Annotated in this window: 13 protein-coding genes and 1 pseudogene; 10 read left to right on the forward strand and 4 right to left on the reverse strand. The window is 53.3% G+C overall.

The features are described 5' to 3' along the window. The first annotated feature begins 94 nt into the window (after positions 1-94). Complete coding sequence (locus tag ACU6TU_RS02810; RefSeq protein ID WP_447143075.1) at positions 95-715, forward strand: TetR family transcriptional regulator; 621 nt, start codon at positions 95-97, stop codon at positions 713-715. A 241-nt stretch (positions 716-956) separates the two neighbouring features. Here the strand turns inward: ACU6TU_RS02810 and ACU6TU_RS02815 are convergent, their stop codons facing one another. Further along, positions 957-1,406 carry an N-acetyltransferase family protein gene (locus ACU6TU_RS02815; RefSeq protein WP_447143076.1) on the reverse strand — a complete coding sequence of 150 codons (450 nt, stop codon included), beginning with the start codon at positions 1,404-1,406 and terminating at the stop codon, positions 957-959. A 91-nt stretch (positions 1,407-1,497) separates the two neighbouring features. On the opposite strand from ACU6TU_RS02815, the gene ACU6TU_RS02820 reads away from it, so the two are divergent. Continuing rightward, positions 1,498-2,112 carry a DNA-3-methyladenine glycosylase I gene (locus tag ACU6TU_RS02820; protein WP_447143077.1) on the forward strand — a complete coding sequence of 205 codons (615 nt, stop codon included), beginning with the start codon at positions 1,498-1,500 and terminating at the stop codon, positions 2,110-2,112. Between the two features lie 46 nt (positions 2,113-2,158). Here the strand turns inward: ACU6TU_RS02820 and ACU6TU_RS02825 are convergent, their stop codons facing one another. After that, positions 2,159-2,707: a fasciclin domain-containing protein gene (locus tag ACU6TU_RS02825; RefSeq protein WP_447143078.1), complete on the reverse strand. Its 549-nt coding sequence runs from the start codon at positions 2,705-2,707 to the stop codon at positions 2,159-2,161. Positions 2,708-2,953: 246 nt separating this feature from the next. On the opposite strand from ACU6TU_RS02825, the gene ACU6TU_RS02830 reads away from it, so the two are divergent. From ACU6TU_RS02830 to tnpC, 8 genes are all read left to right on the forward strand, one after another. After that, positions 2,954-3,517, forward strand: a complete 564-nt coding sequence (locus tag ACU6TU_RS02830) for an RNA polymerase sigma factor (RefSeq protein WP_447143079.1) — start codon at positions 2,954-2,956, stop codon at positions 3,515-3,517. Beyond that, positions 3,496-4,206 (forward strand): anti-sigma factor, encoded by a 711-nt coding sequence (locus ACU6TU_RS02835; RefSeq protein WP_447143080.1) that lies wholly within the window; start codon positions 3,496-3,498, stop codon positions 4,204-4,206. The genes ACU6TU_RS02830 and ACU6TU_RS02835 overlap by 22 nt, the downstream gene beginning before the upstream one ends. Next, the gene (locus tag ACU6TU_RS02840) at positions 4,184-4,438 is read left to right on the forward strand and encodes a DUF1127 domain-containing protein (RefSeq protein WP_447143081.1); all 255 of its coding nucleotides are present in this window, start codon (positions 4,184-4,186) and stop codon (positions 4,436-4,438) included. Before ACU6TU_RS02835 ends, ACU6TU_RS02840 begins: the two co-directional genes overlap by 23 nt. A 178-nt stretch (positions 4,439-4,616) precedes the next feature. Further along, a complete protein-coding gene (gene ilvD / locus ACU6TU_RS02845) occupies positions 4,617-6,299 on the forward strand; it encodes a dihydroxy-acid dehydratase (RefSeq protein WP_447143082.1) in 1,683 nt (560 codons plus the stop codon). A gap of 316 nt (positions 6,300-6,615) precedes the next feature. Further along, entirely contained in the window at positions 6,616-11,160 is a 4,545-nt protein-coding gene (locus ACU6TU_RS02850) for a BspA family leucine-rich repeat surface protein (RefSeq protein ID WP_447143083.1), read from the forward strand. Between the two features lie 193 nt (positions 11,161-11,353). Then, complete coding sequence (locus ACU6TU_RS02855) at positions 11,354-11,566, forward strand: hypothetical protein (protein WP_447143084.1); 213 nt, start codon at positions 11,354-11,356, stop codon at positions 11,564-11,566. Further along, positions 11,563-11,919, forward strand: coding sequence for an IS66 family insertion sequence element accessory protein TnpB (tnpB, locus tag ACU6TU_RS02860; protein ID WP_447143085.1), 357 nt, complete (start codon positions 11,563-11,565; stop codon positions 11,917-11,919). Before ACU6TU_RS02855 ends, tnpB begins: the two co-directional genes overlap by 4 nt. Before the next feature lie 44 nt (positions 11,920-11,963). After that, entirely contained in the window at positions 11,964-13,568 is a 1,605-nt protein-coding gene (gene tnpC / locus ACU6TU_RS02865) for an IS66 family transposase (protein ID WP_447143086.1), read from the forward strand. A 33-nt stretch (positions 13,569-13,601) separates the two neighbouring features. On the opposite strand, the pseudogene ACU6TU_RS02870 reads toward tnpC, so the two are convergent. Both ACU6TU_RS02870 and ACU6TU_RS02875 read right to left on the reverse strand, forming a co-directional pair. Further along, positions 13,602-13,751: pseudogene (locus ACU6TU_RS02870) on the reverse strand (IS30 family transposase); the annotation flags it as partial. 25 nt (positions 13,752-13,776) lie between these two features. Next, positions 13,777-15,762 carry a sigma-54-dependent Fis family transcriptional regulator gene (locus ACU6TU_RS02875; RefSeq protein ID WP_447143087.1) on the reverse strand — a complete coding sequence of 662 codons (1,986 nt, stop codon included), beginning with the start codon at positions 15,760-15,762 and terminating at the stop codon, positions 13,777-13,779. Positions 15,763-15,873: the final 111 nt, after the last annotated feature.

Below are 15,873 nucleotides of genomic sequence, written 5' to 3' on the forward strand. Positions count from 1 at the left end.
CCATGCGTTATTTTATAAGCACTATTTACAGATACTATTTACAAGCCGCATTCATCATTTGCTGATTCAGCGTATTTTCCTGTCAGGAGTTACTATGTCGCGCCGCAAAGCTGAGGCTGAACGTACCCGCGAGGCTATCCTCGATGCTGCAGAAATCCAGTTTCTTGCTCAAGGGGTGTCGCGCACCACGTTGGCTCATATCGCCGCTGCCGCGGGTGTGACCCGTGGGGCGATTTACTGGCACTTTGAAGATAAGACAGCGGTATTCGATGCGCTGCTGGAACGTGTGCGTATCCCGCTTGATGAAATTGTCGATGACAGCGTGCAGCGCCTGGGGGATACGCCCAGTCAGTGTCTCCGTGATATTGCCAATAATGCGCTGGGGGCCATCTGCCATAATCTTCCTTTGCAACGTGCCGCCACGATTGTGCTGCACCGCTGCGAAAAGCTGGAAGATGATCACCCGCGCATCTGTATGATCACGCAGCTTTCGGAACATGCCGAAGAACAGGTGGAAAAACTGTTTGAAAAGGCGCGGCAAGCCGGGCACCTGCGTACGGACCTGACGCCCGCCAGTGCCCGCCGACAGTTCCACAGCTTTATGATCGGTATCTGCTTTGACTGGCTTAAAGACCCGCAGCAATACTCTCTGGCAGATGAATGCAGCAGCATCGGAGAAACCCTGATACGCGGCCTGTTAGTAGAAAGCCGTTAGTGGAAAATCGTTAGTGGAAAACAGTAAGCGGAAAATGTCGAAAGATGATTCTGACGCCGTGGTTCGATCTTTAGAATCAGCATCTGGTGGCTTGCTTCGCGAAGCCACCCTACAAATATTGTGGCGGCGTTTTACGGTAGAAGGCCGATTTATCGGGCGATGGCGGCGCAGACGCACTGGTTTATAGCCAAGCAACAGCGCCTTAACCATCTCAAGCTAAAGCTCCCTCAAATGCTCTAAGTTATTTAATATCCAGCAAATAACCGTAAAAAGCGGTGTTGCGCTGCCAGCCCAGGGATTCATAAAGGTGCTGGGCGCGCTCGTTTTCTACCTGCGTCATCAGCATCAGCCGCGCTACGCCATGTTCGCGGGCAAGCTGGCTGGCTGCTTCCATTAGTGCTCTGCCTGTGCCTTTATCACGACAATCCGGCAGGACGAAAAGATCGTTTAGTGTCCAGCGGGTATTCAAGCCCACGGTCGATAAGCCCGGAAAAAGCTGCACAAAGCCGGTCAGTGTGCCTTCCTCATTCTCACTCACCAGAATGCGTGAATCTGCCTGCCCGAATCGCTGGCGCAGAAAATCACGCGCCGCATCAACATCACTCGGCTGCTTATAAAACTGACGATAGCCGTCTAATAGCTGGGTTAACGCATCAAGGTCGTTAAGGGTTGCGGGGCGGATGGTGGGCATGGATGAGCCTCCTGGTCGTTGGGTTGTGTTGCAATGCTTTAAACGAATTGGCATTGGAGTACAGTAATGCCACATAAACGGAGGTGTTTCCATGCCTGACTTTATTGCCCCCGATGGGCATCCGCGCTGCCAGTGGTGCGGCGGCGCGCCGGAATTTCTACCCTACCATGATAATGAGTGGGGCTTTCCGGTGGCGGAGGATCAGCGGCTTTTTGAAAAGCTTTGCCTGGAGAGTTTTCAGTCAGGCTTGAGTTGGCGCACCATTCTTAATAAGCGCGAGAATTTTCGTGCCGCCTTTCATCACTTTGATTTTCATCAGGTCGCCCGGTTTAGTGAAGAGGACGTGCAACGTCTGCTGCAGGATGCCGGTATTATTCGTCATCGTGGCAAAATCGAAGCGGTCATTAATAATGCCCAGCGGGCGCTGGCAATGATTGAGCAGGAAGGATCACTGGCGGCGTTTCTGTGGAGCTATGAACCAGACGCTAGCAATTTGGCTGAGCCGGAAACCCAGACAACGTCACCTGAATCGGTAGCGCTTGCCAAAGAATTGAAAAGGCGCGGCTGGAAATTCGTCGGGCCGACAACGGTGTTTGCTTTTATGCAGGCCATGGGGCTGGTTAATGATCACTCGCTGACCTGTCTTTCGCGCGAACGGGTTGAACAGGCGCGGCGGGTCTTTAAACGTCCCCACCGCCTGCAATGAGGCGGTGGGTTAATACCTGACAACGCTTAAAAATCGGCGTTAGGGATCAGGGCATCAGTACGCGGTCCACGACGTGGATGACGCCGTTTTCCTGTGCGACATCAACGACTGTGATATTGGCGCCATTACCTTGGGCGTCCATGACCATCAGGTTGTTGCCATTGCGCGTCACGGTCAGGTGCTCGCCCTGTACGGTCTTGAACGCGACGGTGCCTTCTTTTTCCATGACCTCTTCCCACAGTGCATCCCTGTTCAGGTTGCCGGGTACGACGTGGTAGGTCAGGATCGTTTGTAGCTGTTCCAGGTTTTCAGGCTGTAAAAGGGTCTCAACGGTGCCTGCTGGCAGTGCCGCAAAAGCATCATCCGTCGGTGCGAAGACAGTAAAGGGGCCTTCACCCTGCAGAACGTCGACTAGCCCAGCCGCCTGAACCGCTGCCACTAGCGTTGTATGATCGCCAGAGTTAACGGCATTTTCAATGATATTGCGCTCAGGCAGCATGCTGGCGCCGCCCACTGTGGTTGGGCCATGATCGGCAACAGCAATACCGGTCCATAGGGCGGTCGCACACAGGCTGGCAGTAAGTAGTTTTTTCATTGGAGTATCTCCTGGATTGTCATTATGACCTCATTAATCGAGGCTCATTGATACTTACGTGCGTACCGACCGACTGGATGCAAATTTTCAAACCCTTTTTTCAAATCTTTTTTCACAACCGTTTTTACGAGCTGTTTTTTACAAACTGTTTTTATGAACCGTTTTTACAAACCGAGCCGCGCTACGGTTGCCTTCAACGCGGCATTCGCGAAAACTGACACCTCGACCTACCGTAGAGATGCCTGAATGCTAGATACCACACAGCGCCAACAGTATCTGATCGATCAGCTCGCCGGTTGTGCTAATGGGGAGCATCACGCATTGGAACGTCTGTATCATGCCTCTTGCGCGCATCTATATGCGCAGTTGCTGCGTATAGTAAGAGACGAGGGTGCCGCACAGGATTGCCTGCAGCAGGTGTTCATCAGGGTCTGGTATGTCGCTGACCAGTATGACGCCACACGCGCAAAGCCGATGACCTGGCTTTCAAGGCTCACGCGCAATATCGGCATTGACTGGCTGCGGCGCCAGAAACCACAAGATGCGACAACAGACGAACCGCTGCTGGACGCTCTGTTAAGCACCGACGATCCTGAAGACGACAGCATCAATACCCAGCAGAATGGCAAGCTGAACGATTGCTTGGACACACTGAGCAGTCAACAGCGACAGTTAATGGAAATGGCTTATTTTCAGGGGCTTACACACAGTGAACTTGCCCACACTCTTGCTCAGCCACTGGGCAGCGTGAAAAGCTGGATTCGTCGAGGACTTGAGAGGTTGAAGGCATGTCTGACCAGTGGGACTTAACTAACCCAGAAGAACGCCATCTCGCGGCGGGTGAATATGTGCTGGGGGTGCTGAATCGCGATCAGAAAGCGCGCTTTGAAGCCTTGCTGGCGGTTAGCCATGATCTGCAGAATGACGTGGATAGCTGGCGAGAGCACCTGCAACTGTTCAATGAACGACTGGACCCCAAAACGCCCCCTAAAGAGGTCTGGCGGCGGATTGCCCAAGCGACCGGTTCCTTGCCTTTGCCATGGTGGCAGCGTTTGGGGGCATGGCAGGCCGTGGCTGCCAGCTTTGGGGCGATAGCCATCGTGCTTGGGGCGCTTTGGCAGCAAGCTGAATTGAGTACTCTTCCTCAGGGAGAGGCGGTGTTTGTGGTTCAGGATGAATCACGCACCCCCGGCTGGATTATTAGCGCAACCGAGCAAGGTGAGCTGATTGTTCAGGCGGTTCAGCCTTCTCAGGTTGGCCAGAACCAGACCGGCGAGCTGTGGCTGATCGACAATGGCACGCCTGTTTCGCTCGGCCTGCTCCCCGCACAGGGTAGCCAGCGTCTGCAACCCAGTGACGCGTTGCGTGCGCAGCTATTCAATGCAGACCTGGCCGTTAGTGTCGAGCCTGAAGGCGGCGCACCTGACGGCCAACCGACCGGTCCTATTATTGATCATGGCCGTCTGACGCTGGTACGTGGCAGTACCTTCAGTTTATAGCCCCTTCTTATCAGAGGGTGTTCTCCTGCGTAGAGAAGCGCTGCCAGCGGCGGCGTTTACTCTACCCCCGCCTCTCTGCCAGTTGTGCCACTATCTTCAGCGTCGTCACAGCTGCCGCCAGTTACTGTCGCTTGATGATCGGCTGCTGGAAGATATCGGCATCACTCGTGCTCAGGCGAAAAAAGAGGCGCATAGAGGGTTTTGGCAGCATTCGCAGACAAAAGATAAATAACCAATGGCAAGGGGAATAATGCCGGTGCGATCTCGCGGTGATGTCCTGATGCCTCTGGGAGAATGCGCGAGACGCACCTGACCATTATGATATCTTCTTGCGTCAATGTCTCACCACCCCCAAGCTATGCGGATACCGTGATCCAAGCTAAGTTAGTCAAGTAAAGAGGAATACCCCCATGACCGAGTCGACAAATCATTCCCGCCGCCATTCTGCCCAGGTGGTAGATGGCCCCGGCAAAGCGGCCAGCCGCGCCATGTTACGGGCGGTGGGGTTTAATGATGATGATTTCACCAAGCCCCAGGTAGGCGTTGCCTCCACATGGAGCATGGTGACGCCATGTAATAGCCATATCGGTGAGCTGGCGGAATTCGCCCGTGACGGTGCCGATGCGGCAGGCGGTAAGGGCGTGATTTTCAATACCATCACCATTTCTGATGGTATTGCCAATGGCACCGAGGGCATGAAGTACTCGTTGGTGTCGCGCGAAGTTATCGCGGATTCCATCGAAACCGTGGCGGGCTGTGAAGGCTTTGATGGCCTTGTGGCCATCGGCGGCTGCGATAAAAACATGCCGGGCTGCGTGATGGGCCTGGCGCGACTGAACCGCCCCAGCGTGTTTGTTTACGGCGGCACCATCATGCCTGGCAAGGGGCATACCGATATTGTCTCGGTGTTCGAGGCCATGGGGGCGCATTCGCGTGGCGATATCGACCTGATCGAACTGAAAAATATTGAAGAAACCGCAATTCCAGGCCCGGGCTCCTGCGGCGGTATGTACACCGCCAACACCATGGCCTCTGCGATTGAAGCGCTGGGCATGAGCCTGCCGGGCAGCTCTGCGCAGAATGCCATTTCCCAGGATAAGCGCGACGACTGTAAAGCCGCCGGTGAAGCGGTGCTGGAATTGTTGGCCAAGGATATCAAACCCTCCGATATCATGACCCGCGCTGCCTTCGAAAATGCGATTACTATCGTCATCGCTCTCGGTGGTTCCACTAACGCAGTGCTCCACCTGATTGGCATGGCGCGCACCATTGGCGTCGACCTGACCCTGGCCGACTTTACCGAAATCGGTAAGCGTGTGCCGGTACTGGCTGACCTGCGCCCCAGCGGTCACTACATGATGAGTGAGCTGGTGGCGATCGGTGGCATTCAGCCGCTGATGAAAATTCTGCTCGATGCTGGTCTGCTCAACGGCGAATGCCTGACGGTGACGGGCAAGACGCTGGCGGAAAACCTCGCTGACGTTGAGCCTTACCCGATGGATCAACAGATTATCGCACCGCTGGGCAACCCGCTTAAGGCCGAAAGCCACCTGCGCATCCTGTTTGGTAACCTGGCGCCGGAAGGTGCCGTGGCCAAGATTACCGGCAAGGAAGGCACACGCTTTAGCGGCTCGGCGCGGGTGTTTGGCTCGGAAGAAGAAGCACAAGCACGAATCAACGATGGCACCGTGGTAGCGGGTGATGTCGTCGTGATCCGTTATGAAGGCCCGAAAGGCGGCCCCGGTATGCGTGAAATGCTGACGCCTACTTCAGCAATTATGGGCCGTGGCCTGGGTAACGATGTCGCGCTGATTACCGACGGCCGTTTTTCCGGCGGCAGCCACGGGTTCGTGGTGGGGCATGTGTCACCGGAAGCCTTTGAAGGAGGCCCGCTGGCGTTGGTGGAAGACGGTGATGCCATTACCATTGATGCAGAAGCTGACACCATTGATGTGGATATCAGTGATGAAGAAATGATGCGCCGCCGAGCTGCCTGGCAGCAGCCAGCACCCCGCTACGCCAAGGGCGTGCTGGCCAAATATGCCAAACTCGTCAGTTCTGCGAGCACCGGCGCGGTAACAGATGGTGAGTGATATGGGAGAAACGCGCAATCCATGTAATTTTAATGGCTTATTTTTGTAAGCTATTACTTACAGGTTGTTTTTAGCCTATTGATCATATAGCCGCCTTCGGGCGGTTTTTTATTGTAAGTCATTAATTTATCAATGATTTTGAGTTATTTTAATTAAAAATAAATAGGTTGGTTAATGGCTGCAGGCGTCATCGTTCTTTAGGTCATGTTATTTATCTAATTTGCAAAATCTTACATTTGTCTTTATTAATTAGAAGGTGGTGAGCTTTCCATGTAGCGTTTTTTATCCTCGCTATAATAAAAACAACAGGGTTTTTATGTCTACGTATACCGATATCCAAACGCTTTATCTTACTGTCTATAACCGTCCCGCTGACTGGGAAGGATTGCTTTATTGGGCTGAACAGGTTGAGGTCAATGGTTTCGAAGCAGTTAGCCAAGCCTTTACACAATCTCCTGAATTTGATGCCACTCAGAGCATTCAGCAACAAATTGATAGTCTTTATCAAAATTTGTTTGGCCGCAATGCTGACCCTGAGGGAAGGGCTTACTGGGCAGCTCAGGTGGAAGAAGGGGCGAGTATCGTGCAGGTAGCACGCTTTATTGCGGATGCAGCTGAGGGTGAGGATCAGGCTAGCGCTACTCAGCGCCTTGAAGGTGCATTTGATCAAACTTATGGCGAGCTGATTGATACCCTGTATGCCGGTTATTACGGGCGAGCAGCGGACGAAGAAGGTAGAGCATTCTGGTTGGATGCCATGCAATCCGCAGAGGGAGAGCTGGGTAGTATTATTGATGCCTTTGGTAATTCGGATGAATATATTGAACAGTATGGCAGTATTGATACTGATGCGCAGATTGCAGCGCTTTATAACAATCTGTTTAACCGTGACCCTGAGGCGGAGGGTGCTGCTTACTGGGCCGAGCAGTTGAACAGTGGTGCATTAACGTTGTCTTCTCTGGCCTTTATACTTTCGCAGTCTGCATCCGCAGATGACAGGGATGCACTGGAAAGCACTATTCAAACCTTAAACGAACCCGAACCCGAACCCGAACCCGAACCCGAACCCGAACCCGAACCCGAACCCGAACCCGAACCCGAACCCGAACCCGAACCCGAACCCGAACCCGAACCCGAACCCGAACCCGAACCCGAACCCGAACCCGAACCCGAACCCGAACCCGAACCCGAACCCGAACCCGAACCCGAACCCGAACCCGAACCCGAACCCGAAAACACTTCTCCAACTCTTAATGTGACTGCCGTCACTGGTATTACAGTCAGTGAGGCTGAGGTTGGCACGGTGGTGGCACGCTTTACCGCAAGCGATGCTGAAGATGGATCATTGACAGTGGCGGATGGGCGGGTCGACTTTACTTCTGGCACCAATGATGCTGGCTATTACGCCTTTGACGGTGAAGATGTGGTGCTGACACAGGCGGGTGTTGATGCCGTTATGGCCAGTGAGTCACTGCCCACTGTCGAACTGACGGCAACAGATAGTGACGGACATTCGTCTAATGCTACCGGCACGCCGACGTATCAAACAATATCGAATACTTATCTGATGGTGACGGAGCAGCAGTTGCGTGATGCAGTGGCCGATGGTAGCTACGCCATTGAAGATGAAGGTATAACCTATACTTTTGGAAATTCAGAATACAATATAGACACGTCGCAAGTGACGGATATGTCAGATTTGTTTAACGGCTTTACTTATGGCGATAATTCTTTTAACGAAGATATAAGTTACTGGGATACGTCAAGCGTCACAGATATGGCCACGATGTTCAGAGGTGCTGTTTCTTTTGATCAGGACATTGGTGGCTGGGATACCTCAAACGTTACGAGTATGGGTGCCATGTTTACCGGTGCTGATTCCTTTAATCAGGATATCGGCAGTTGGGATACCTCGAATGTTACGGATATGCAGAGTATTTTCCGCGATGCGGATGCCTTTAATCAGGATATTGGCAGCTGGGATACCTCTAACGTTACGGACATGCGTAGCATGTTCCAAAACGCGAATGTCTTTAACCAGGATGTTGGTGGCTGGGATACCTCTAGCGTTACGGATATGCGTAGCATGTTCCAAAACGCGAATGTCTTTAATCAGGATGTTGGTGGCTGGGATACCTCTAGCGTTACGGATATGCGTAGCATGTTCCGAGATGCAGATGCTTTTAATCAGGATATTGGTGGCTGGGATACCTCTAGCGTCACGAATATGTGGTGGATGTTCCGAAATGCCGATGTGTTTAATCAGAGTATAGGTGACTGGGATACGTCCAACGTTGTAGATATGACTGCCATGTTCTACGAAGCTTATGCCTTTGACCAAGACATAAGCGGCTGGGATACCTTAAACGTTACGAATATGAGTGGGATGTTCACTCGAGCCAATTCCTTTAATCAGGATATAAGTGGCTGGGATACTTCCAATGTCACACTTATGGATAGTATGTTTGCTGATGCTGATTCTTTTAGCCAGGATCTATCTGTATGGAATACCGGTTCAATTGATGAACTGCCACTAAATTTTGCCAATAACTTAAATGAAGAATTCTATCCAGATGCCTGGGATGTCTGGTTGAATCCAGAGCCAGAACCAGAGCCAGAACCAGAACCAGAACCAGAGCCAGAGCCAGAGCCAGAGCCAGAGCCAGAGCCAGAGCCAGAACCAGAGCCAGAACCAGAGCCAGAACCAGAGCCAGAACCAGAACCAGAACCAGAACCAGAGCCAGAGCCAGAGCCAGAGCCAGAACCAGAGCCAGAACCAGAACCAGAACCAGAGCCAGAACCAGAGCCAGAGCCAGAGCCAGAACCAGAGCCAGAACCAGAGCCAGAACCAGAACCAGAGCCAGAGCCAGAGCCAGAGCCAGAGCCAGAGCCATACCAACTGCGCCTGGAACTGCCATTAGGTGAAGGGTGGATATCAGATAGCAATAGCATCAATTTTGAGCTGGTGTTCTCCTCGGTGGCTACGCTGGAAGACGTTTCATTGCAGGGTGGCGGTGCCTTGTCACTATCGTCATCTAGCAGCACTCTGGGGGGGCAAACCACAGCCAGTTACTCGATATCCGCCGCCAATGGTGCTGAAAATGGCACGCTTGAATTTGACTTTACTGTGAGCGAAGAAAATGCTGATGACTTCAGCGTTCAAGTACAAGGCTTGACGGTTAACGGCGAATTCCTGGGTACGACAAGCTATGTAGTGGAAGGTGATTCTCTGATTGAGTTTGTGCCCGAACCCGAAAATACGGCTCCGGTGCTGGATATCACAGCGCTTGTCGATATATCAGTCGGTGACGCTGACGTCGGAACGGTTGTGGCGAGCTTTACCGCCAATGATGCTGAGGAAGGTGCGCTTTCAGTAGCAAATGGGCAGGTCGATTTTACTGCTGGTACCAATAATGATGGTTATTACGCGTTTTCTGGAATGAATGTGGTACTAACGCAGGTCGGTCTGAATGCTCTTTCGGCCAGTGAACCATTACCCCCAATTGAGCTGACGGCAACTGACAGTGAAGGGCTTTCATTGAGTGTCAGTGGTACGCCGGTGTTTGATTTTGGTGCAGGTTCTGATGATACCCCACCGAGCCTTCAGGTAACCGCCGTCACCGACCTTGCCGAAAGTGAGGTTGTGCCAGGTGTAACAGTGGCAACCTTTGCTGCCGATGACGCTGAAGATGGTACCCTGACAGCTACCGATGGCAACGTGGGCTTTACCCCCGGTTCCAATGACAATGGTTATTATAGCTTTGAGGGTGAAGATGTGGTGCTCACGCAAATCGGCGTCGATGCCGTTTTGGCCAATGCACCGCTTCCGGCGGTTCGTCTGACCGCGACCGACAGTGCCGGAAATGCCACAAATGCAGCAGCCCAGCCGACTTATGAGCCGTTATCAGATGATTTTTTGGTGGTTACCGAGCAGCAGATACGTGAAGCGGTCGAAGACGGAAGCTATGCCATCGAAAGTGAAGGCGTTGTCTATACGTTTGCAGACTCGGAAAATAATATAAACACGTCGCAAATAACGGATATGTCGTCACTGTTTACAGCAAGCGATTTCAACGGCGACATTGGCTACTGGGATACGTCCAATGTTGTCAGTATGGACGCCATGTTCCGGGATGCCAGTGCCTTTGATCAGGCGATTGGCGGTTGGAATACTTCGAATGTGACCGATATGGGCAGCATGTTCTGGAATGCCGACAGTTTTAACCAGGATATCAGCGACTGGGATACGTCCAATGTAACTGCGATGGACTATATGTTCTCTGCCAACGATGCCTTTGATCAGGATATTGGCGGCTGGGACACCTCCAGTGTGATTGATATGGAGGCCATGTTTATAAGAACGACTGCCTTTAACCAGTATATTGGGGATTGGGATACGCCGAATGTCGAAAACATGCGATCCATGTTCTCCAGATCGGAATCCTTTAATCAGGATATTGGCGGCTGGGATACCTCCAGTGTGGTTGATATGAGCGCCATGTTTTTCTCTAACACGGTCTTCAATCAGGATATTGGTAACTGGGATACGTCCAGCGTGGAAAACATGCGATTTATGTTCTCTTTGGCTGAGATGTTCAATCAGGATATCGGAAGCTGGAATACCTCGAATGTCACGGATATGACGAGCATGTTCAATGAAGCACCGGTCTTTGATCAGGATATTGGTGGCTGGGATACCTCAAGTGTTGTCGACATGAACCGAATGTTCTTGGACGCGGGCACGTTTAATCAGGACCTTTCCGCCTGGAATACGCCATCCCTGAATGCTCTTCCAGAAGATTTTGCGAATAATCTGGATGAGGATTTCTATCCTGATGCATGGAGTGACTGGCTTATCTGAGATTTCTGTTAGCCGTAAAGCCTCATTTATAAGTTGAACTGCACCCGAAAGTTGGAGACTTAATCCAACTTTCGGGTTTTTTATACTAGAGGTATTCAAGGCCCCTGAATATTCGTAAGCGCGCCACTAACCACATCTTCTCAACCTGAGTTTTGCTGATCACACTGAGGCTTTCTTTATCCAGGAGATCCTCATGGTCCAAGAACTCAATGCCATGCAGGCGTTTTGGCTCGGGCATCTTTATCACGCCTCTGTTCGGGAGACTCCCCTCAGCGAGTACGCGACACAACAGGGACTCACCTTAGCCGATCTGTTGCTCTGGGAAAAACGCTTGAACGTACGCGGTTTGCCGGTGCCACCTCGTCATCGTCCTGCCCGGTTTGTGCAAGTGGCAGTGACGCCATGATCCGCCCCAGTACTGACCTGACCGTATACCTTTGCCGCGAGCCCGTCGATATGCGCAAGCAGATGGATGGCCTGGCGTTGCTGGTTCAGGAGGCAATGGAACTGAACCCGTTTGATAAGGCGCTGTTTGTCTTTGGTAATCGCCAGCGAGACAAAATTAAACTCCTGTTCTGGGAGCGTAATGGCTTTGTGGTCTGGTATAAGCGCCTGGAGCGTGAGCGATTCAAGTGGCCAACGCACCTGGAAGGAGAGTCCGTGACACTTAGCGGACAAGAACTCAACTGGTTACTGGACGGCTATGACCTGAACGTCATGCAGCCTCATAAAGCACTGGATTTTCAGCGTGTTGGCTGATTTTTTGCTCTACTTTCAACGGGCTTTTTGATACACTTTAACGCATGAAAAACACCGCTTCCCCCGCCCAAAACGTCTCTCAACTGCAGCGCCAAATACAGGCGCTGCAAGATGAGAACGCTCAACTTCATCGCCTGATGGAGAAAAAAGAGGCGCAGTGGGAAGCGACGAAGCAGTCCCTTTATGAGCAGTTCCGACTGGCGCTGGAACGCACGTTCGGCCCTTCCACAGAAAAGTACGGCATCCAGCAGGGAGATCTGCTGATCAATGAGGCCGAACTCATCGTCGATGAAGACGGCGCGGAAGCTAATGATGCTCAGGCGCAGGACGCCACTCTTGATGACATATCGGCCGATAATGCCACGGCCACGGCCAAAAAGCGTACCCGCGGCGGACGTGTCGCCTTGCCGCCTGAACTGCCTCGCGTCGAGGTGGTTCATGAGCTGGGCGACACCGAACGTTGCTGCACTGAGGACGGTACCGAGCTTAAGGTCATCGGTGAAGAGGTCAGTGAAGAGCTTCACGTGGTACCCGCCCGGGTGGAAGTGATCCGTCATGTGCGGCGTAAATATGCCTGCCCAACCTGCGAAGAAAACGTCAAGACCGCCCCGGCACCGGCCAAACTCCTGCCCAAAAGCAATGCCAGTGCTACCTTGTTGGCGTACGTGGCCACGGCCAAATACCAGGATGCCTTGCCGCTTTACCGGCAGAGCCAGATATTTACCCGCCACGGTGCCCATCTGCCGCGCAACACGCTGGCGCGCTGGATGGTGCAGACAGGCGAGCGCCTCTTACCGCTGATAGAGACGTTACGTAAGCAACTGTTGAACGCCCCGCTGATCCACATGGATGAGACCACCCTGCAGGTCAATCAGGAAGAAGGCCGTAAGGCCAGTGCCAACTCCTACATGTGGGTGCAACGCGGTGGGCCACCTGAACAACAGGTAGTGCTGTTCGACTATGACCCCAGCCGTGCCGGGCGCGTGCCCCTACGCCTGTTGGGTGATTACAACGGCTGCCTGGTCACCGACGGCTATGAAGGTTATGCCGAAGTCGTGCGGCGTAATGGCATCACTCATGCCGGGTGTTGGGCGCATGCTCGCCGCAAGTTCATCGAGGCTCAGAAAGCGCAGCCGAAGAATAAAACCGGCAAGGCCGGGTGGGCGCTGAACCAGATCAGCAAACTCTATGGCGTTGAAAAACAGGCCCGGTCACTGGAGCCGGAGGCGCGTCAGGCGCTACGCGACAAACAGAGCCGACCCTTGATCACCCAACTGCGTACCTGGCTCGATAAGTCCTTAGCTCAGGTGTTGCCCAAAAGCACGCTAGGGAAAGCCCTGTATTACCTGGATGGCCAGTGGCCGCGCTTGACCCGCTTCCTTGATGATGGTCGCATCCTGCTGGATAACAATCCGGCCGAAAATGCCATCCGCCCCTTCGTGGTCGGCCGCAAGAACTGGCTGTTCAGCCACACGCCAAGCGGAGCGCAAGCGAGCGCGGCAATCTACAGCCTGATCGAAACAGCCAAAGCCAACGGCCTCTCGCCTTATGACTACCTGCAGTACGTCTTCGAAACGCTGCCCACGCTCAATGATGATGAACTCAGTACGCTGCTCCCCTGGCACTGGAAGGAAACGTTACCTGCTTGAAAAGTGCCTGCCTAGATGTCGTTACTGGATCGCTTACGAATATTCAACCAAAAGCATCTGTGCCGGTGTTCTATAGCCGAGACGTTTTCTAGGTCGGTCATTTAACTTGTTGACCTCTCATCGCACCTCGGCATCTCTGATCTTTTCGAAGTTCGCTCCCTTAAGGAAATACTGCCGTATTAGGCTCTGTGCAATCCACCGCTTGTTGTTATCCATGCCAGTTGGGTGGTGTCACCCCTAAGCGTTGCATACGCCGGTAAATGGTGGGGCGGGAAACCTTAAGTACACGGGCTACGGCGCTGATGTTCCATTGATGTTCGCGCAGCAGTGCAGTCAGCTCGGCATCTGGCGCTTGTTCGCTAGCCGCTATGGTTTCTTCTTGAAACGCCATTTGCTGGGTGATGCGTTGGCTCAGGCATTGTTCCGGCAAGTCGTTAACGGTGATTTCCGCATTTTCAGCGGTGGCTAATGCAAACCCCAGGGCGTTTTTCAGCTGGCGGATATTGCCTGGCCAGGCGTAGGCGAGCAGGGCGCTGATGGCGTCGGCACGCAGGCGCGGTGGTGTTTCATGGGGGCGTTCAGCGGCGAGTTCATCGAAAATCTGGCGGATAACGTAGCGTTTGTCAGCACGTTCACGCAGGGCGGGAAGGCGCAATTGTGCACCGTTTAGACGGTAGTAAAGGTCTTCACGAAAGCTGCCTTGTTGGATCATGGCATCAATGTCGCGGTGGGTGGCGGTAATCACGCGAACATCAATAGGAATAGGTGCATTGGCACCTAGCGGCATGACTTCTCTTTCTGCCAGTACTCTGAGCAGGCGGGTCTGTAACGCCAGCGGCATATCGCCAATTTCATCCAGAAACAGAGTGCCGCCATGGGCTTGCGGAATCAATCCACGCATACCCTTAGCCCGCCCGCCGGTAAAAGCGCCGGCTTCGTAACCAAATAGCTCACTTTCAATCAGCGCTTCGGGAATGGCAGCGCAATTAACGGCGATAAAGGGGCCATGAGCGCGTTGGCCACTGTCATGCAGAGCACGAGCAACGACTTCTTTGCCGGTGCCGGTTTCCCCGCTGATGAGGACATTGACGCTGCTTTCATTACGTAGCCGTTCGGCCAGTTTCTGCACCTTGCGGATGGCTGGGTCGTCATCCCCCAGGCGGGCTAATGGTTCAGGCAGCTCAGCTTGTGCGCTCTTTAATGGCTGAAGGGGGCGTGGGCGGCGTGGTTCCAGCAGGCTGATAAAGTGAATGGTGTCGTCGGCACGGGCACGAAAGGCACGCACCTGATCATGGGTAGCACTGTTAATACTGAGCACATCGCTGATATCGCATTCAAACAAGGCTTCCAGCATCGAAGGTTGGCCCGCCGACCAGGGCGGCCAGCGCTGCTGGTGACGTTGTATCAGTTCGCGCCCTACTGCATTGGCGGCAATCACCTGGCCATCTTCTTCAATGGCGATCAGCCCGCGCCCGTTGACGTGAACAAACTCTCTTGAGGTGTCCAGACGAAGGATCAGGCAGTCACGATAACACTGCAGAAAGTAGGCATCTTCGATCATTCTTGCATAAAGCGTCACCAGCGACAGGCTGAAGTTCTGACTTTCATGCTGGGTGGGGGAGTGCAGGCTGGATATATCCAGCACGGCCATCACATTATTCTGAGGATCGGTGATGGGTGCGGCCGTGCAGGTCAGCGAAATATGCGAAGCATCAAAGTGTTCCTGGCGGTGACAGATAATCGCCTGGCGGTCGTGCAGGCAGGTGCCTACTGCACAGGTGCCCGCAAAGCGTTCATCCCAGTCCGCGCCCAGGTAAAGGCCTGCCTGACGTAGCTGTGTATCTTGATTCGGGTCGCCGCGGAACTCGACGGTAATGCCACGGTGGTCGGTGAGCAGCAGGGCATAGCCGAGCTGGGCGACCTGACCATAAAGCTGTTCTACCCCTGCGCGCGCCACATGCAAGAGTTCATCAACCGATTCACGATGCTCAATCAGGGTTTGCTGAGGCACCACACGTGCCGGGCGCGGCTGGGTAGGGTCCAGGCGGTATTCATTCAGGCAGCGTAGCCATGAACGGCGAATAGTAGATTGAGCGGGCGCATTGGAAGTCGCTAACCCTTCGCCAAGCTGAAAGATGTGTTCTATATGCTGGCGTTGTTCAGCATGAAGACGAGCTGGCATGGGCGTATGCATAGACGTTTGCCTCGGAAAGCTCACTGCAGTGGGTGGCATTTGTTGTTATTGGTATCCGATCAGCCTATGCGCTCTAGCGCAGGAGTCAACGGACAGGCGTTACGCCGTTAG

This window comes from Halomonas sp. LS-001, from assembly GCF_052983955.1.

Excerpts from the sequence above, each read along its gene's own strand:
- ACU6TU_RS02875 (WP_447143087.1), bottom strand. The coding sequence starts at position 15,762 with ATGCATACGCCCATGCCAGCTCGTCTTCATGCTGAACAACGCCAGCAT.
- ACU6TU_RS02810 (WP_447143075.1), top strand. The coding sequence starts at position 95 with ATGTCGCGCCGCAAAGCTGAGGCTGAACGTACCCGCGAGGCTATCCTC.
- ACU6TU_RS02850 (WP_447143083.1), top strand. The coding sequence starts at position 6,616 with ATGTCTACGTATACCGATATCCAAACGCTTTATCTTACTGTCTATAAC.
- ACU6TU_RS02835 (WP_447143080.1), top strand. The coding sequence starts at position 3,496 with ATGTCTGACCAGTGGGACTTAACTAACCCAGAAGAACGCCATCTCGCG.
- ilvD (WP_447143082.1), top strand. The coding sequence starts at position 4,617 with ATGACCGAGTCGACAAATCATTCCCGCCGCCATTCTGCCCAGGTGGTA.
- ACU6TU_RS02825 (WP_447143078.1), bottom strand. The coding sequence starts at position 2,707 with ATGAAAAAACTACTTACTGCCAGCCTGTGTGCGACCGCCCTATGGACC.
- tnpB (WP_447143085.1), top strand. The coding sequence starts at position 11,563 with ATGATCCGCCCCAGTACTGACCTGACCGTATACCTTTGCCGCGAGCCC.
- ACU6TU_RS02830 (WP_447143079.1), top strand. The coding sequence starts at position 2,954 with ATGCTAGATACCACACAGCGCCAACAGTATCTGATCGATCAGCTCGCC.
- ACU6TU_RS02820 (WP_447143077.1), top strand. The coding sequence starts at position 1,498 with ATGCCTGACTTTATTGCCCCCGATGGGCATCCGCGCTGCCAGTGGTGC.
- ACU6TU_RS02855 (WP_447143084.1), top strand. The coding sequence starts at position 11,354 with ATGGTCCAAGAACTCAATGCCATGCAGGCGTTTTGGCTCGGGCATCTT.
- tnpC (WP_447143086.1), top strand. The coding sequence starts at position 11,964 with ATGAAAAACACCGCTTCCCCCGCCCAAAACGTCTCTCAACTGCAGCGC.
- ACU6TU_RS02815 (WP_447143076.1), bottom strand. The coding sequence starts at position 1,406 with ATGCCCACCATCCGCCCCGCAACCCTTAACGACCTTGATGCGTTAACC.